Origin of the sequence: Mycobacterium sp. SMC-13 (genome assembly GCF_045311035.1) — a bacterium.
GTDB lineage: Bacteria > Actinomycetota > Actinomycetes > Mycobacteriales > Mycobacteriaceae > Mycobacterium.
Genome location: NZ_JBJIAI010000011.1, coordinates 147,381 through 165,213 on the forward strand (window position 1 = coordinate 147,381; position 17,833 = coordinate 165,213).

13 protein-coding genes are annotated in these 17,833 nt (G+C 68.3%); 9 read left to right on the plus strand and 4 right to left on the minus strand.

The genetic code is table 11. From position 1 onward, the window contains the following. Nucleotides 1-63: 63 nt before the first annotated feature. The 3 genes from ACJH6I_RS17890 to ACJH6I_RS17900 form a co-directional block, all read right to left on the minus strand. Complete coding sequence (locus tag ACJH6I_RS17890; protein ID WP_318985966.1) at nucleotides 64-756, minus strand: hypothetical protein; 693 nt, start codon at nucleotides 754-756, stop codon at nucleotides 64-66. Nucleotides 757-844: 88 nt separating this feature from the next. Then, nucleotides 845-1,519, minus strand: coding sequence for a hypothetical protein (locus tag ACJH6I_RS17895; RefSeq protein WP_318985967.1), 675 nt, complete (start codon nucleotides 1,517-1,519; stop codon nucleotides 845-847). Nucleotides 1,520-1,603: 84 nt separating this feature from the next. After that, nucleotides 1,604-2,299 carry a hypothetical protein gene (locus tag ACJH6I_RS17900; RefSeq protein ID WP_406784350.1) on the minus strand — a complete coding sequence of 232 codons (696 nt, stop codon included), beginning with the start codon at nucleotides 2,297-2,299 and terminating at the stop codon, nucleotides 1,604-1,606. A 100-nt stretch (nucleotides 2,300-2,399) separates the two neighbouring features. Between ACJH6I_RS17900 and ACJH6I_RS17905 the strand changes: the two genes are divergently transcribed. From ACJH6I_RS17905 to ACJH6I_RS17940, 8 genes are all read left to right on the plus strand, one after another. Beyond that, on the plus strand, nucleotides 2,400-2,807 hold the full coding sequence (locus tag ACJH6I_RS17905; protein WP_318985969.1) for an OsmC family protein: 408 nt from the start codon (nucleotides 2,400-2,402) through the stop codon (nucleotides 2,805-2,807). Next, a complete protein-coding gene (locus ACJH6I_RS17910) occupies nucleotides 2,804-3,082 on the plus strand; it encodes an acylphosphatase (protein WP_318985970.1) in 279 nt (92 codons plus the stop codon). The genes ACJH6I_RS17905 and ACJH6I_RS17910 overlap by 4 nt, the downstream gene beginning before the upstream one ends. A 51-nt stretch (nucleotides 3,083-3,133) precedes the next feature. Then, complete coding sequence (smc, locus tag ACJH6I_RS17915) at nucleotides 3,134-6,721, plus strand: chromosome segregation protein SMC (protein WP_318985971.1); 3,588 nt, start codon at nucleotides 3,134-3,136, stop codon at nucleotides 6,719-6,721. A gap of 61 nt (nucleotides 6,722-6,782) precedes the next feature. Beyond that, entirely contained in the window at nucleotides 6,783-8,684 is a 1,902-nt protein-coding gene (locus tag ACJH6I_RS17920) for a DUF222 domain-containing protein (protein ID WP_318985972.1), read from the plus strand. A 113-nt stretch (nucleotides 8,685-8,797) separates the two neighbouring features. Continuing rightward, complete coding sequence (gene ftsY, locus ACJH6I_RS17925; protein WP_318985973.1) at nucleotides 8,798-10,207, plus strand: signal recognition particle-docking protein FtsY; 1,410 nt, start codon at nucleotides 8,798-8,800, stop codon at nucleotides 10,205-10,207. Between the two features lie 254 nt (nucleotides 10,208-10,461). Further along, nucleotides 10,462-11,781, plus strand: a complete 1,320-nt coding sequence (locus tag ACJH6I_RS17930; RefSeq protein ID WP_318985974.1) for an ammonium transporter — start codon at nucleotides 10,462-10,464, stop codon at nucleotides 11,779-11,781. Between the two features lie 60 nt (nucleotides 11,782-11,841). Next, nucleotides 11,842-12,180, plus strand: coding sequence for a P-II family nitrogen regulator (locus tag ACJH6I_RS17935; RefSeq protein WP_020103781.1), 339 nt, complete (start codon nucleotides 11,842-11,844; stop codon nucleotides 12,178-12,180). A 23-nt stretch (nucleotides 12,181-12,203) separates the two neighbouring features. Beyond that, nucleotides 12,204-14,696: a [protein-PII] uridylyltransferase gene (locus tag ACJH6I_RS17940; protein WP_406784351.1), complete on the plus strand. Its 2,493-nt coding sequence runs from the start codon at nucleotides 12,204-12,206 to the stop codon at nucleotides 14,694-14,696. Here the strand turns inward: ACJH6I_RS17940 and ACJH6I_RS17945 are convergent. Then, complete coding sequence (locus tag ACJH6I_RS17945) at nucleotides 14,677-16,122, minus strand: FAD-dependent monooxygenase (RefSeq protein WP_318985976.1); 1,446 nt, start codon at nucleotides 16,120-16,122, stop codon at nucleotides 14,677-14,679. The genes ACJH6I_RS17940 and ACJH6I_RS17945 overlap by 20 nt on opposite strands. A gap of 133 nt (nucleotides 16,123-16,255) precedes the next feature. On the opposite strand from ACJH6I_RS17945, the gene ffh reads away from it, so the two are divergent. Further along, nucleotides 16,256-17,833 carry a signal recognition particle protein gene (gene ffh, locus ACJH6I_RS17950; RefSeq protein ID WP_318985977.1) on the plus strand — a complete coding sequence of 526 codons (1,578 nt, stop codon included), beginning with the start codon at nucleotides 16,256-16,258 and terminating at the stop codon, nucleotides 17,831-17,833.

Here is a 17,833-nt window from a genome sequence, read left to right on the forward strand (position 1 = left end):
TCCAACGTAACACCAGCGCCACTACCCGAAATGCCAACAGCGGCCGGGTAAGTCACAGGTCGGTTACTTCATGCCGGGCAGGTTCTGGAGCTGCTTCAACTGCGGTGAATCGGTGAAGCAGATTTTCCACTCGCCGCTTTCCTTGCGGAAGTAGAGCGTGCCGGAACGCTCCAGGCCGGTGCTCGACGTCGCGGTGACCTCCGCGGTGGCGGTATCCCCGGTCACGTTGACGCTGTCGACGGTCGCCTTGCCCTTGGCGCCCGTCGGATTGGTGCCCGTGCTGTCGGCGATGCCGGGGAACTTGCTGAAGAACTTCTGGTCGTTCTCGCACGAGCGTTCCTTGATTGACGACGGACCCGAGCTCATGAGGCTGCGGATCTGGTCCTCGTCGGAGTTGCCGCCCAGCGCGCTCAGCCCACCCCTGGAATTCGAGACCAGAACCACGGCGAGCACGATGCCGACGACGATGATGGCCGCGAGGCCACCGATCAGCGCCCACTTGGGACCGTTCGATTTGGGTTGCGGCGCCCCAGGGAAACCCGGGCCCATCGGATATCCCGGCGGCTGTCCGTATCCAGGCTGGCCGTAGGCCGGTTGGCCGTACGCCGGCTGACCATATGCGGGTTGTCCATAGGCGGGCTGGGACGGGCCGTATCCCGGCTGGCCGTAGCCGCTCGGCGGGAACCCGGGTGCCGGCTGCTGCGGCTGCTGCCACGGCTGACCGCCTGGCTGCGGCCCGAGCGGGGGATAGGTCATGTCTGGTCGCTCCCTGTGAACTGTGCTTGCCGTCCAAGTTAACACCGCTGGGCCGTCTACCACCGGAAACGCCGGTCAGCCTCGGGCGTTACCTCATCCCGGGCAGCTGCTGAAGTTTCTTCATCTCCGGGGAGTCGGTCAGGCAGTACTTCCACTCGCCGCTTTCCTTGCGGAAATAGATCGTGGTGGTTGCCTCACGTCCGCTTTCCGCGCGCGTGGTGACGTTCACGGTGGCACGCTCGCCCGTCACGTCGACACTGTTGACGGTGACCTTCACCTTCGGTCCGACGGGCGCCTTCTTGCCGTCGGAGAGGCCGGGGAACTTGCTGAAGAATTTGTTGTCGGCGTCGCACCGATGGTCCTTCAACGCCGTCGGATCGCTCAGCAGGCTGCGAATCCGGTCCTCGTCGGAGTTACCGCCCAGCGCGCTGAGCCCACCTCCGGAGCCCGAGGTCCACAGCACCACGCCGATCACGATGCCGATGACCGCCAGCAGGGCCAGCCCGCCGAACAGCAGCTTCTTGTTGTTCGGGGTGGGCGCGCCGGGATGGCCGGGTCCCGGCGGAAAGCCCGGCGCCTGGCCGTATCCGGGCCCCATCGGATAGCCGGGTGCCGGTCCGTACCCGGCCGGTTGTCCGTAGCCGGGGGCCTGCCCATACCCGGGCGCCTGCCCGTAGCCGGGCGGCGGGTACCCGGGTGCCGGCTGCTGCGGTGGCTGCCACGGCTGGCCGCCCGACTGCGGCCCGAACGGCGGATAGGTCATGTCTGGTCGCTCCTTGTGAACGCCGGATACGGCAGAGAGGCCCGTCGATATCGGACGGGAGCGGCGACAAGCCGCGTCGCCCGATCAGCGGGTGCCGGGCAGATTCTTGAACACGGGATTGTCGGTGGAGCAGAACTTCCACTCGCCGCCTTCTTTGCGCAGGTAGATGGCTACCTGAGAGGAGCCCGGCGCCTGGACCGTGGCACGGTCGCCGGTGACGGTGATGTCGAGGGTCTTCATGCTCTCCGGGTCGCCCGAGACCTTCGGCATCGGCATGCTCCCGAAGGCGCCGCCGCCCGCCTGGCCGAAGAACTTGCGGTCGCCGGCGCACGAGATCGACGCCATGTCGCCGCCACCGAACGAGGCCAGGAACTGGCGAATCTCGTCTTCGTCGGAACCGCCACCAGCGGACGATCCCGGCGCTGTGGCCTCGTCCGTCGAACCTGTGCTGCCCGCCGCACCCTTGCGCTTGCCGGACTGACTGCTCGCGGACGTGGACTGGTCGTCGTCGGAGGAACTGGTCAGCGCGTAGACGCCCACGCCGCCGAGGACCAGAACCAGCACCACCGCGCCGACGATCAGAAGCCACTTGCCCGGACCGCCGGAGTTCGGCGGTGTGGCACCGGGATGGCCGTAGGGCATCGGCTGGCCGGGCATCGGACCGTATCCAGGCGGGCCATAGGCGGGATAGCCAGGAACAACCGGCTGGCCGACACCGTACGGACCCTGCTGCGGGTACCCGGACGGGCCTGGATATGGGCCTTGCGGTGGGTACGTCATGTGATCTCTCCCCCCCGAGAGTTGTGTGGACCCTGACATTACCTGGGCCTCAACGAGGTTCCCCGCAGGAACAATGGCGTCGGCACGGTACAAATGAGCCATGACGGAACTGTGGGTCGAACGGACCGGGGTGCGCCGCTATACCGGGCACAGCTCGCGAGGAGCCGAGGTCCTCGTCGGGTCCGAGGACGTCGAGGGCGTCTTCACCCCGGGGGAATTGCTCAAGATCGCGTTGGCGGCGTGCAGCGGTATGAGCAGTGACGCGCCGTTGCGCGCCCGGCTCGGCGACGACTACCAGACCACCATCCGGGTGTCGGGCCCGCCGGACCGCGAGAACGAGGTCTACCCGCTGCTGCAGGAGTCCATGGAGTTGGACCTCTCGAGCCTGTCCGAGGACGAGATCAAGCGGCTCAAGATCGTCGTCGAACGAGCCATCGACAAGGTCTGCACGGTGGGCCGCACGCTCAAGGCGGGCACCGAGGTCACCTTCGGGTTCGCCGACAAGTGAGCGAGGCAGTTCGGCTGTCGGCCTGGGTGCACGGCCAGGTGCAGGGCGTCGGGTTCCGGTGGTGGACCCGAGCCCGCGCGCTGGAGTTGGGCCTCACGGGCTACGCCAGCAACAAGCCGGGCGGCCGGGTGCACGTCGTCGCGCAGGGGCCGCGTGCCGATTGCGAGCGGCTGCTGGCACTCCTGCGCAGCGGTACCACCCCTGGCACGGTGACCACGGTGGTCGACGACTGGGCCGCTGCGGGCGACCCGATCGAGGGATTTTCTGAGCGTTAGAAGCCCAGGGGTCCCCGGCATTTAACCGGCGCGACGGTAGGGTTTCACCCCATGCATCTGAAGAGTCTGACGCTGAAGGGCTTCAAGTCCTTCGCGTCGCCGACGACTCTTCGCTTCGAACCCGGCATCACCTGCGTGGTGGGGCCGAACGGTTCGGGCAAATCGAACGTCGTCGACGCCCTGACCTGGGTGATGGGTGAGCAGGGCGCAAAGACCCTGCGCGGCGGCAAGATGGAAGACGTCATCTTTGCCGGCACGTCGTCGCGGGCCCCGCTGGGCCGGGCCGAGGTGACCCTGACCATCGACAACTCGGACAACGCCCTGCCGATCGAGTACTCCGAGGTTTCGATCACGCGGCGTGTATTCCGCGACGGCGCGAGCGAGTACGAGATCAACGGCAGCAGCTGCCGGCTAATGGATGTGCAGGAACTGCTTTCCGACTCCGGTATCGGCCGCGAGATGCACGTCATCGTCGGTCAGGGAAAGCTCTCGGAAATCCTGGAATCGCGCCCCGAGGACCGTCGTGCCTTCATCGAGGAGGCCGCCGGTGTGCTCAAGCACCGTCGGCGCAAGGAGAAGGCGGTCCGCAAGCTCGACGCCATGCAGGCCAACCTGGCGCGCCTGACCGACCTGACCACCGAACTGCGCCGTCAGCTCAAACCGCTGGGCCGGCAGGCCGAGATGGCGCGGCGCGCGCAGACCATCCAGGCCGATCTGCGTGACGCCCGGCTGCGCCTGGCCGCCGACGATCTGGTGACCCGCCAGGCCGAGTTCGACGACACCAACCAGACCGAGACCGCGCTGCGGCGTGAGCACGGCGAGGTGACCGAGCGTCTCGAAGCCGCGTCGGCCGAACTCGCGGGACACGAAGCGGCGGTAGCGGGCCTGTCCGGCCGCGCCGAGGCGGCGCAGCAGACCTGGTTCCGGCTGTCCGCGCTCGCCGAGCGGGTCAGTGCCACGGTGCGTATCGCCACCGAACGCACGAACCTGCTGGACTCTGATCCGGAGGTGTCGACCGGGCCGGACCCGGACGCGCTGGACGCCGAGGCCGACGCCGTCGCCGAGCACGAGGAACAACTGCTCGCCGAGCTCGCCGAATCCCGGACCCGGCTGGAGGCGGCGCGCGGTGCGCTGGCCGAATGCGAACGCGCCGCGGCCGATGCCGAACGTGCCCAGATGGCGGCGGCCCGGGCCGAGGCGGACCGGCGCGAAGGGCTCGCCCGGTTGTCCGGGCAGGTCGACACCATGCGTACCCGTATCGAATCGATCGACGAGGCCGCGGTGCGGCTGACCGGCAGCATCGAGGAGGCGGCCGCCCGGGTCGAGCAGGCGAAAGCCGAGTTCGAACTCGTGCAGAGCAAGGTCGGTGAGCTCGATGCCGGCGAGTACGGGCTCGATGAGCATCACGATCGCACCATCAACGCCATGCTGCAGGCCGACGAACGCGTCGACGAATTGCAGGCCGCCGAGCGCGCCGCGGAGAAGCAGGTGGCCTCGCTGCGCGCGCGTATCGACGCCCTGTCGGTGACCCTCGACCTCAAAGACGGATCGGCGTGGTTGCAGGAAAACCATGACGGCGCAGGACTTTTCGGCTCGGTGGCCGAATTGGTGCGGGTGCAGTCGGGGCACGAGGCAGCCATCGCCGCGGTGCTGGGTGCCGCCGCCGACGCGCTCGCGGCCGAAAGTTTCGATGCCGCGCGCGCCGCGGTCGACGCGCTCAAGAAGGGTGACGGTGGCCGTGCGGCCATCGTGCTCGGTGACTGGCCCGTCGAAAACGCTTCGCCGCGTGGGGATTTGCGGTCCGGCGCCCAGTGGGCACTGGATCTGGTCGAAGTACCGGCTCGGCTCTCGGGTGCGATGCACGCCATGCTGGCGCGGGTCGCGGTCGTCGTGGATCTACCTGCGGCGCTGGAGTTGGTCGCGGCGCGACCTGACCTGCAGGCCGTCACGGCCGACGGCGACCTGGTCGGTGCCGGGTGGGTCAATGGCGGCTCCGACCGCAAGCCGAGCGCGCTCGAGATCACCGCGGAGATCGACAAGGCGCGCGCCGCGTTGGTCGAGGCCGAACGCCAGACCAGTGAATACGGCGCCGCGCTGTCCGGTGCCCTCGCCGAACAGAAGGCGCGGCGCGACGCCGTCGAACATGCGCTGGCCGCACTGCACGAATCCGACGCCGCGATCTCGGCGATCTACGAGCAGCTGGCCCGGCTCGGGCACGAGGCCCGCACCGCCGAGGCTGAATGGCAACAGCTGGTCCGGCAGCGCGACGAACTGGACGCGGGGCGGAGCCGCACGCTGGCCGAGCTGGCGGAGCTGGAAGACCGGTTCCACAACGCGCAGCAGGAGCCGATGTTCGACGTCGAGTTCGTCGACCGGTCCGAGACGACGGCAGCCGCCGAAGAGGCGCGCGCAGTCGAGGTGGAGGCCCGGCTGGCAGTGCGGACGGCGGAGGAACGCGCGAATGCCGTTCGCGGACGGGCAGATTCGCTGCGCCGGGCCGCGGCCGCCGAGCGTGAGGCCCGAGTGCGGGCCGCGCGGGCCCGCGAAGCCCGGGAGAACGCGGCGAAGGTCGCGGCCGCTGTCGCCGATTCCGGCCGGCTGGTGGCCGAAAGGCTCGCTGCCACAGTGAGTCTGGCGGCACGCAAGCGTGATGCACTGGCCGCCGAGCGGGCTCAGCGTTCCGAAGGTCTGACGCGGGTCAGGGCAGAGGTGTCCGAACTCAGCGCGCGCGCCGGCGCGCTGACCGAGGCGCTGCACCGCGACGAGGTCGCCAAAGCGCAAGCGGCCCTTCGTATCGAGCAACTCGAACAGCAGGTGCTGGAGCAGTTCGGTATGGCCGTCGCCGACCTGGTCGCCGAATACGGACCGGACGTGCCGCTGCCGCCGACCGAACTCGAGATGGCCGAGTACGAGCAGGCCAAGGAACGTGGTGAACAGGTCAGCGCGCCCACGCCGATGGCGTTCGACCGGCCCACCCAGGAGCGCCGCGCCAAGAAGGCCGAGAAGGAACTGGCCGAGCTCGGTCGGGTCAATCCGCTGGCGCTGGAGGAGTTCGCCGCGCTCGAGGAGCGCTACAACTTCCTGTCCACCCAGCTGGAGGACGTCAAGGGCGCCCGCAAGGACTTGATGGACGTCATCGCCGACGTCGATGAGCGCATCCTGCGGGTGTTCACCGAGGCCTACGCCGATGTGGAGCAGGAATTCACGCAGGTCTTCTCGACGCTGTTCCCCGGCGGCGAGGGCCGGCTGCTGCTGACCAACCCAAGCGACATGCTCACCACCGGCATCGAGGTCGAGGCCCGGCCACCGGGCAAGAAGGTCAAGCGGTTGTCGCTGCTGTCGGGCGGTGAGAAGTCACTGACCGCGGTGGCGATGCTGGTGGCGATCTTCCGGGCGCGGCCGTCACCCTTCTACGTCATGGACGAGGTCGAGGCCGCGCTGGACGACGTGAACCTGCGTCGTCTGATCAGTCTGTTCGAGCAGCTGCGGGAGAAGTCGCAGCTGATCGTCATCACCCACCAGAAGCCGACCATGGAGGTCGCCGACGCGCTCTACGGCGTCACCATGCAGGGCGACGGCATCACCCAGGTGATCTCGCAGCGCATGCGCGGCCAGGAGCTGGTTTCCAGCCAGTCATAGGCGGGGTTCGGCGTGGCACTTTTTGTGGCACGTGTCAGTCCTTGGTGGCATAATCGAACACATGTTCGAACATGTGGGTGTCGGGGCCGGCGGTGTGCTGGTTCACGATGCCTCTGTGGTCGATGCGGTGGTGCATTTCGCGCGGGTGTCGAATGTGGCGGAGTGCGGGAAGTTTCGGGCGATCGCTGATCTGGTGGCGTTGCGTGTCGAGGACGAGGATGGCCGGCAGTGGTGGGCCTGTGATGGGTGGGATGCTGCGGTCGCCGAGGTGGGGGCGGCGCTGGGGATCGGGAAGCGTGAAGCGTCGGGGCAGTTGTCGATCGCGGTCGCGTTGCGGTTCCGGTTACCTCGGGTGGCGGCGGTGTTCGCCGATGGTGGGGTGTCGGCACGGACGGTCGGCGCGATCTGCTGGCGCACCCGGCTGGTGGAGGATCCCAACACGCTGGCGGTGATCGATGCGGCGTTGGCGGGGGCGCTGTCGGAGTGGGCGGGGTTGTCGCGCAAGAAGATTGAACGCAAGATCGACGGTTGGGTGCAGAAGTTCGACCCGGCCGCGGTGATCAAGGTGCGCTCGGCTGCCCGCCGGCGTGGGGTCGGGGTGGGCAAGCCCGATGATGAGACCGGGGTGGCGTCGATCTGGGGTGCGCTGTTGGCCACCGATGCGGAGTTGTTGGATCGGGTGCTGGACGAGATGGCCCGGCAGGTGTGTGATGACGATCCGCGGACGTTCGGGCAGCGGCGGGCTGACGCGTTGGGGGTGTTGGCGGCTCGTGGGGATCGGTTGGTGTGCCAGTGCGGCAATCCCGAATGCCCGGCCGCGGGGCCTGATGCCCGAGCGGCGGCGGTGGTGATTCATGTGCTCACCGATCAGCTGCCGACGCCGGTGGCGGATCCGCTGCTGCACAGCGATCCGGCCGCGCCGCTGACCCCGGCACCGACCCAGCCGGCGTCTGAGCCGGTGTTCACACCCGGGCCCGGGCCTGAGCCCCTGCCTGAGCCCGCACCGGAATCGGTCTTCACCGCCCAACCCGAGCCCGAGCCGGCGGATGACCTGGCGCCGATGCCCGCGCCTGCACCGGTGGCCGTTTCGCGGTCTGCCGAAACCCTGACTCCTGATGATGCCGAACCGGCCGGCGCCGCGGCGCCCACCCCTGACGCTCATGCGGCGCACCCGCCGGTCCCGACTTCCGCTCCGACTTCCACCAAGCCCCCGGCGCCGGTGCGCACACCGGTCGGTTATGTCCTCGGCGGTGGCGTGGTGCCCCCGGCGGTGCTCGCGGACTTGGTCGCCCGCGGTGCGAAAGTGCGCACCGTCGCCTCAGCTACCGATCTGGACGCGGTGCCGCGGTACCGGCCCACGGCAGCGATGGATGAGTTCGTGCGGGTGCGGGCCATGACGTGCATGTTCCCGGGCTGTGATCAGCCTGCCACCGCCTGCGATATCGACCATACGATTCCGTGGCCGGTCGGGCCGACGCATCCGGGCAACCTGAGCCCGAAGTGCCGCAAACACCACCTGCTGAAAACGTTCTACGGCGGGCCGGATGGGTGGCAGGACCGTCAACAGCCTGACGGGACGATTGTGTGGACCGCACCCACCGGCCACACCTACATCAGCGTGCCGGAAAGCCGAATCCTGTTTCCCCGCACGGTCACCGACACCCCGCTGCCGAACCCACCACCAGACATCGCCGATCTGGACACCACCGCGGCTACCGGCCGGGGTGTCATGATGCCGATCCGGCGCCGCACCCGCGCCCAGAACCAGGCTCAGCAGATCGCTTACGAACGCGCGCTCAACCAAGCCGATATCGACGAGCGCGAAGCCGCCCAAGAAGCCTTCGCCCGCCGGCGTAAAGAACGCCAAGAACGCGAAGCCGCAGAAGCCGCCCAAGCCGCGGCGGCACCGGTACCCACCGAGCAACGCCAACCCGCCGAAAACGACATCCCACCACCACGGTGAGCACTCAGATCGATTGGCGTCGCCGCCCGAGACGATCGTTGTGGCGATCTGCACCGGCCGGGAGGACGTCTGCCACCCGCGGCAGAAATTGGTGCGGCTGACAGAATGGCACGGTGTCGGAAGGTCTCTGGATCGCGATAGCGATCGTTGCTGTTCTCGTTGTCACCGCTCTGGTGGTCGGATTCGTCCGCTACCGGCGCAGCAGGATTTCGCTGTCCGCGCCGGAGGAGACGCCGAAGCTCGACCGGTCCGGCGGCTACACGGCGTCATCAGGCATCACGTTCAGTAGTTCGGACACCGCGGAGAAGCTGCCGACCGTCGGCGACGACGCCGAGATTCCGCGAGACTCGCGAAAGCGCACCATCGCCGACGTCCAGCTGCCCGAGCCGGAGGTCGTGACCGAGCCGGAAGCGGTCGCCGAGGTACCGGAAGCCGTCGCCGAGCCGGAAGTGGTGGCCGAGCCCGAGCCGACCGTCGCGCCCGAACCCGAGGCAGCGCCGGCACCCGAGGCAGCGCCGGCACCCGAGGCAGCGCCGGAACCCGAGGCAGCTCCTGAGCCCGAACCCGAGCCCGAACCCGAGGTTGCGCCGCGCGACGAGATCGCACCGACCGCCGGCCGGCTGGAGCGCCTGCGTGGCCGCCTGGCCAAGTCGCAGACCACGCTGGGGCGCAGCATGCTGGGCCTGCTGGGCGGTGGCGACCTCGACGAGGACTCGTGGGAGACCATCGAAGACACCCTCCTCATCGCCGATCTGGGCCCGGTCGCCACCGAATCGGTCGTCACCGCGCTGCGCAGCCGCATGGCCGAGGCCAACGTGCGCACCGAGGCCGACGCCCGCGCAGTGCTGCGCGAGGTGCTGATCAAGGAACTGCGGACCGATCTGGACCGGTCCATCAAGGCGCTGCCGCACGCCGACAAGCCGTCGGTGTTGCTCGTCGTCGGTGTCAACGGCGCCGGCAAGACCACCACGGTCGGCAAGCTGGCCCGCGTGCTGGTCGCCGACGGGCGTCGCGTCGTGCTCGGCGCGGCGGACACCTTCCGTGCCGCGGCGGCCGACCAGCTGCAGAGCTGGGGTGCCCGCGTCGGCGCCGACATCGTGCGTGGCCCCGAGGGCGCGGATCCGGCCTCGGTTGCCTTCGACGCCGTCGACAAGGGCATCGCAGCGGGCGCTGACGTCGTCGTGGTGGACACGGCGGGCCGGCTGCACACCAAGACCGGTCTGATGGACGAGCTGGGCAAGGTCAAGCGCGTCGTCGAGAAGCGCGCCAAGGTCGACGAGGTGCTGCTCGTGCTGGACGCGACCATCGGCCAGAACAGCCTGCCGCAGGCCCGGGTCTTCGCCGAGGTGGTCGACATCACCGGCGTGGTGCTGACCAAGCTCGACGGCACCGCCAAGGGCGGCATCGTGTTCCGGGTACAGCAGGAGCTCGGTGTACCGGTCAAGCTTGTCGGCCTCGGTGAGGGTCCGGACGACCTGGCGCCGTTCGAGCCCGCCGCCTTCGTCGACGCGCTCCTGGGGTAGTCGCTGCCATTCGCCTTCAGAACCCGAAACTGCCCTATTCCACCCGGAATAGGGCAGTTTTGTGTCCGCCGGCCAGGAACTCACAGAGCAGGCCAGGGCCTGCGAAGAGGGCATTAACCGCGCTGAAACGTAACTGGTCGATCCGTTCACATACGTGAAACGCCCGCGCGCCGTCGGCGAAACAACCGATGCGCAAAGTTCTGGCCTAGGTCATCGGCGTCTGCCTGTGACATGGGTTAAGGAGGAAGCGGCCAGTGGATGGATTCCCTATCTTGGGCACGCCGGACACCGGTGATACCGCATGGATGCTGGTGAGTTCAGCGCTCGTGCTGTTGATGACACCGGGTCTGGCGTTCTTCTACGGCGGCATGGTGCGCCGTAAGGGCGTGCTCAACATGATCATGATGAGCATCAGCGCCATGGGTGTCGTCACGGTGTTGTGGGTGCTGTACGGCTACTCGATGGCGTTCGGCAATGACAAGTGGAGCTTCGTCGGGGATCCCACCCAGTACTGGGGACTCAAGGGACTCATCGGCGGCAACTCGCTCGTTGCGCACCTGCCCGCGGGAACCACTGCGGCGGTGCAGATTCCGCTCGCCGGAACCATCCCGCAATTGGTGTTCGTGGCGTTCCAGCTGATGTTCGCCATCATCACCGTCGCCCTGATCTCGGGCGCGGTCGCCGACCGCCTCAAGTTCGGTGGCTGGCTGCTGTTCGCCGGGCTGTGGGCCACCTTCGTCTACTTCCCGGTCGCCCACTGGGTCTTCGCCTTCGACGGCATCACGGCCACGCACGGTGGCTGGATCGCGAACCAGCTCAAGGCAATCGACTTCGCCGGTGGAACCGCGGTGCACATCAACTCCGGTACCGCGGGCCTGGTGCTGGCCATCATCCTGGGCAAGCGCTCGGGCTGGCCCACCACTCCGATGCGTCCGCACAACCTGCCGTTCGTCATGCTGGGCGCGGGCCTGCTGTGGTTCGGTTGGTACGGCTTCAACGCCGGCTCGGCACTGACCTCTGACGGTGTCGCCGCCTCGACGTTCATCACCACCACCGTGGCGACCGCCGCCGCGATGCTGTTCTGGCTGCTGACGGAAAAGATTCGTGACGGCCACGCCACCTCCCTCGGCGCGGCGTCGGGCATCGTGGCCGGCCTGGTGGCCATCACCCCGTCCTGCTCGTCGGTCAATGTCATCGGCGCGCTGGCGATCGGCGCGGGCGCCGGTGTGGTCTGTGCTCTCGCGGTGGGCCTGAAGTTCAAGCTGGGCTTCGACGACGCGCTCGACGTCGTGGGCGTTCACCTGGTCGGTGGTCTGTTCGGCACCCTGATGGTCGGCCTGGTGGCCACCAAGGAGGCTCCGGCCGCTGTGGCGGGTCTGTTCTACGGTGGCGGGTTCGACCAGCTGTGGCGTCAGGCCGTCGGCGCGTTCGCGGTGCTTGCCTACTCCGCGATCGTTACCGCTATCTTGGCCTTGATCGTCAAGTACACCATCGGCCTTCGCCTCGACAAGGAAGATGAGGCCACCGGTATCGACGAGGCCGAACACGCGGAAACCGCTTATGAATTCGCGTGATCGGGAAGGATTTACGGTGACATCCACGAGTACCGCGGTTATTTGGAAGGAATTGATCAAATGAAGTTGATCACGGCGATCGTCAAGCCGTTCACGCTCGAAGACGTCAAGACCGGTCTGGAGCAAATGGGAATCCTCGGGATGACCGTCAGCGAGGTGCAGGGCTACGGCCGCCAGAAGGGCCACACCGAGGTCTACCGCGGTGCTGAGTACTCGGTGGACTTCGTGCCCAAGGTGCGGGTCGAGGTCATCGTCGACGACGCGTCGGTCGACAAGGTCGTGGATGTCATCGTGCAGGCCGCGCGGACGGGCAAGATCGGTGACGGCAAGGTGTGGGTCACCTCTGTCGAGACCGTGGTGCGCGTCCGTACGGGTGAGCGGGGCAGCGACGCCATCTGACGTCGGCTGACCACCAGATGACAATGCAGACACCAGATTCCGCTGCCGGAGCCGACGATACTTCGGTTTCGTCTGCTTCGGCAGCGGGATCAACCCGTCCGGCCAGCGACCTGAGTGCTGCTGTCGAGCAGTTGCTGGGCGGCGGCGCGCGCCGCCTCGATTCGGTGGCGTTGCGCGAGGCGCTGGTTGATCTGTACGAATTCTGGCTTGCCGCAAAGGCAACCGAGATCGGTATCACCGAGACCAGTGGCTTCTCCATCGTGGCGACCGGTGGTCTCGGACGCCGGGAGATGCTGCCGTACTCGGACCTGGATTTGATGCTGCTGCACGACGACCTGCCGCAGGCCGCCGTCACCGAGGTTGCCGAGGCGCTCTGGTACCCGTTGTGGGACGCCAACATTCACCTCGACCACAGCGTCCGGACGGTGCCGCAGGCACTCAAGACCGCGGCCGGCGACGTCTCCGCCGGGCTGGCCATGCTCGACGCCCGGCACATCGCGGGCGATTCGGATCTGTCGTCCCTGTTGGTCGGCGGCGCCCGGCGGCAGTGGCGGACCGGGATCACCTCCCGTTTCACCGAATTGATCGAACACGCCGCGGCGCGGTGGGAACGTTCCGGTCAGATCGCGCACCGCGCGGAACCGGATCTGAAGAACGGCCGCGGTGGGCTGCGCGATGTGCAGCTGCTCAACGCACTGGCCATGGCGCAATTGGCGGACGTCTACCCGAGTCGGTCCGTGGCGTCGCCGATCGGCACGCTGGGCGACGCGCATCTCGCACTGCTCAACGTGCGCACCGAGCTCCATCGCGTCTCGCACAAGGGCCGTGAGATGGTGCTGGCCCAGTACGCCGACGAGGTCGGCGCCGCACTGGGCATCGGTGACCGCTTCGATCTGGCCCGCATGATCAGCGATGCCGCCCGCACCATCAGCTTCTACGTGGACGCCGGCGTGCGGACCGCGGGGAATGCCTTGCCGCGCAGAGGCTTTGCGGCACTCAAACGACCCGTCCGGCGACCGCTGGACGAGGGTGTACTGGAATTCGGCGGCGAGGTCATCCTGGCCCGCGACGCCAAACCGCAGCGCGACCCGGGCCTGATCCTGCGCGTGGCCGCCGCGGCAGCCACCAACGGACTGCCCATCGCGGGATCGACCTTGGCGCGGCTGGCCGAATCGGCGCCCGAATTGCGGGCGCCGTGGCCGAAAGAAGCGCTCAACGACCTGCTCGTGATGCTGGCCGCCGGGCCGGGTGCGGTGGCCACCGTGGAGGCCCTGGACCGGACCGGGCTGTGGGGCCGGTTGTTCCCGGAGTGGGGCGCGATCCGCGACCTGCCGCCACGTGATGTCGTGCACATCTGGACCGTCGACCGGCATCTGATCGAAACCGTCTCCCGGGCAAGCGCTTTCACCACCCGCGTGGACCGGCCCGATCTGCTGGTGCTGGGTGCGCTGCTGCATGACATCGGCAAGGGCCGGGGCGGCGACCACAGTGTGATCGGAGCCGAACTGGCCAATCAGATCGGCATCCGGCTGGGCTTGTGGCCGGCCGATATCGAGGTGCTGGTCAAGATGGTGCGCTACCACCTGCTGCTGCCGGAGACCGCGACGCGTCGAGATCTGCAGGACCCCAACACCATTGCATCGGTGGTCGACGCGCTCGGTGGCGATGGACTGCTGCTGGAGCTGCTGCACGCGCTGGCCGAGGCGGATTCGCTCGCCACAGGTCCCGGCGTGTGGGGTGACTGGAAGGCCTCCCTGATCGGCGATCTGGTCCGGCGGTGCCGGCTGATGATGGCGGGGGAGGACCTGCCGCACCCCGATCCCATTGACCCGCAACTGCTTTCGCGCGCCAGTCAGAGCGGTGTCCACGTCGAACTCACCGCGGCGGACAGCGCGCACCTGTTCAACGTCACGATGCTCGCCCCCGATCGGCGCGGTCTGCTGTCGAAAGCCGCCGGGGTGCTGGCCCTGCACTCGCTGCGGGTGCATTCAGCGTCGGTCAACAGCCATGAGGGACTGGCGATCAACACCTTCGTGGTGTCGCCACACTTCGGCTCCCCGCCGGCCGCGGAACTGCTGCGTCAGCAGTTCATCCTGGCGCTCGACGGCGATCTCGACGTGATCGCCGCGCTCGAGCAGCGGGACGAGGAAACTCCGGCCCCGACCCGGCGCGCGGGCGAGGTCCCGGCGGCGGTGCCCGGCTACCACACGGTCGCGCCGCCCCGCGTGCGGTGGTTCGAGGGGTCGTCGGACGACGAGTTGGTCGTGCAGATCCGCAGCGCCGACCGGCCCGGCCTGCTCGCCCGCCTGGCCGCTGTCGTCGAGCGCAAGGGCGCAGATGTGGCCTGGGCCAAGGTGACGACGCTGGGCGCCACCGTCGTCGACGCGTTCGGTCTGGTGGTGCCGGAGGACTTCACGGCCACCGAGGCCCGGGCGGCGTTCGAACAGGATCTGTATGCGGTGTTGCCCGCGCCCGCGCCGGTCAAGCCTGCCGTGATCACGGCCGAGGTGAGTTAGCGAGTTCGGCGCTGCCGCACCACTTCCGGACGGCGGCCGGGGCGTCGGTGGCCTCGCCGGCCCACGCGACGTAGCCATCGGGCCGGATCAGCACGGCGGGCGGCAATTGGTCATCGCCGGTGACCGCACAGGTGACGTCGGTGCGGTCGAGCGTCAGACCGCGCTTGGTCAGCAGTAGGAATCGGCCGTCACGTAGCAGTTCGTAGACCCGGGTGCCCGCGCACGCGATGTCGGGCATGCGGCGCCCGACCAAACGGTGATCGTCGCGCTTGCGGGGATAGCTGATGGCGATTCCGCTGAGGCGGCCGCCCATGGCACGCCTGGTGGGCCCGGTGCTCAGGAGCGCGGTGATGGCGATGCGCCGCAGGAGTCGCCGCGGCAGGCTGCGGCCCAGGACCAGCTGATTGAACGCATCGGTCAGTTTGAGCACGTTGGCGCCGACGGCATGGCGTTCACTCTGGTAGCTGTCCAGGAGCCAGGCCGGTGCGGTGCCCTTGACGGCCGACGCCAGCTTCCAGCCCAGGTTCATCGCATCCTGGATGCCGGTGTTCATGCCCTGTGCGCCGAGGGGCGAGTGGACGTGCGCCGCATCGCCGGCGATGAAGCAGCGGCCGACGCGGTAGCGGTCGGCCTGGCGTCGCTCGGACAGGAACCGGGTGCTCCAGCGCATCTCGCTGACGCCGAAGTCCGTTTTCGCGATGCGGCGCAGTGAGCCCGTGATCTCGGAAAGCGGTACAGGTTCGCCGAGCGGCACGTCTTCCCGGGTGCGGTCCCAGGCGATGGCGCGGAACCAGCCGTCGCCGAACGGGACCAGCAGCACGACGCCGTCGGGGCTGTTCGCGGCGGCCAGCCCGCCGGCCGGCGGGCTCGTCAGCTGGACGTCTGCCAGCAGGATGTGGGTCTGGTACTGCTTGCCGGCGAACCCGATGCCCAGCATCGTGCGCACCGCGCTGTGGGCACCGTCGCAGCCCACGAGGTAGCCGGCACGCACCGTGCTGTGGTCGGCGAGGTGCACGGTGACGCCGTCCTTGTCCTGCGTCAGACCGGCGACTTCGGCGCCGTAACGGATTTCGACGCCGAGTTCGATGGCGCGTGCGGTCAGCACCCGTTCGGTCAGGCTCTGCGGTGCCATCAGCACCATGGGGTAGCGGGTGGGCAATTCCCGCAGGTTGATTGCGGCGCCCGGGACGGGGCTCACGCTCTGGACGGGGAGCCCGCGCTGCACGAGTTCGTCGGCCAGGCCGCGGGCGTCCAGCAGTTCCAGCGTCCGCGCATGCACGCCGAAGGCCCGGGTGATGTTCGGGATGTCACGGCGTCGTTCGAGCAACTGAACCGCGACGCCGCGCATCGCCAGTTCGCACGCCAACGCCAGACCCGTCGGGCCGGCACCGACAACGACGACGTCCGCGCTGTTCATGGTGGTCATTTCAGGCTCCTCGTTAATTCATCAAGCAATGAATTCATCATGTGATGAAATACTGCGCGCCCGGGTATCGCCGTGTCAAGGGGACGGTGGTGCCGAAGTACCGGCGACGGGCGCTGCAGTTAGGCTTAACCCCGTGTTTGAATCCCTGTCCGACCGGTTGACCGGTGCGCTGTCGGGTCTGCGCGGCAAGGGCCGGCTGACCGACGCCGATATCGACGCCACCGCCCGCGAAATCCGCCTGGCCCTGCTCGAGGCCGACGTGTCGTTGCCGGTCACGCGCGAGTTCATCGGCCGGATCAAGGAACGCGCCAAGGGCGCCGAGGTCTCCGGTGCGCTGAACCCGGCGCAGCAGGTCGTCAAGATCGTCAACGAGGAGCTCATCGGCATCCTCGGTGGTGAGACGCGCCAGCTGGCGTTCGCCAAGACCCCGCCGACGGTCATCATGCTGGCCGGTCTGCAGGGTTCCGGTAAGACGACCCTCGCCGGCAAGCTGTCGAAATGGCTCAAGGATCAAGGACATACGCCGCTGCTGGTCGCGTGTGACCTGCAGCGCCCCGGCGCCGTCAACCAGCTGCAGATCGTCGGTGAGCGGGCTGGCGTCAGCGTCTTCGCACCGCACCCGGGAGTCTCGCCCGACGGCGTGACCATCGACCAGATGACCACCGGCGACCCGGTGTCGGTCGCCGCCGCGGGTCTGGCCGAGGCCAGGGCCAAGCACTTCGACGTCGTGATCGTCGACACCGCCGGCCGCCTCGGTATCGACGAGGAACTGATGGCCCAGGCCGCCGCGATCCGCGACGCCGTCAAGCCTGACGAGACACTGTTCGTCCTCGACGCCATGATCGGTCAGGACGCCGTCACCACCGCCAACGCCTTCCGCGAGGGCGTCGGCTTCACCGGTGTCGTGCTGACCAAGCTCGACGGCGACGCCCGTGGTGGTGCCGCGCTGTCCGTGCGCGAGGTCACCGGCGCGCCGATCCTGTTCGCGTCGGCCGGCGAGAAGCTCGAGGACTTCGACGTCTTCCACCCGGACCGCATGGCGTCCCGCATCCTGGGCATGGGCGACGTCCTCACCCTGATCGAGCAGGCCGAGCAGGTCTTCGACCAGAAGAAGGCCGAAGAGGCCGCCGCCAAGATCGGCTCCGGTGAACTGACGCTCGAGGACTTCCTCGAGCAGATGCTGATGATCCGCAAGATGGGTCCCATCGGGAACCTGCTGGGCATGCTGCCCGGTGCCGGTCAGATGAAAGACGCCCTGGCGGCCGTCGACGACAGCCACCTGGACCGCATCCAGGCCATCATCCGCGGCATGACCCCCGCCGAGCGGTCCGACCCGAAGATCATCAACGCCTCCCGGCGCCTGCGCATCGCCAATGGATCCGGTGTCACGGTGGCCGAGGTCAACCAGCTGGTCGACCGCTTCTTCGAGGCCCGCAAGATGATGTCGCAGATGGCTGGCCAGATGGGAATGCCGTTCGGCCGCAAGAGCTCTCGCAAGGCCGCCAAGGGCAAGAACAAGCAGGCCGGCAAGGGCCGCAAGGGCGGCCGGGGCCCGACGGCGCCGAAGGCGGCCGCCAACCCGTTCGGTCTGGACCCGAGCGCGCTGCCGGGCGGTTTCCCGGACCTGTCGAACATGCCGCAGGGGCTCAACGAGTTGCCGCCGGGCCTCGCCGACTTCGATCTGTCACAGCTGAAGTTCCCGAAGAAGTAG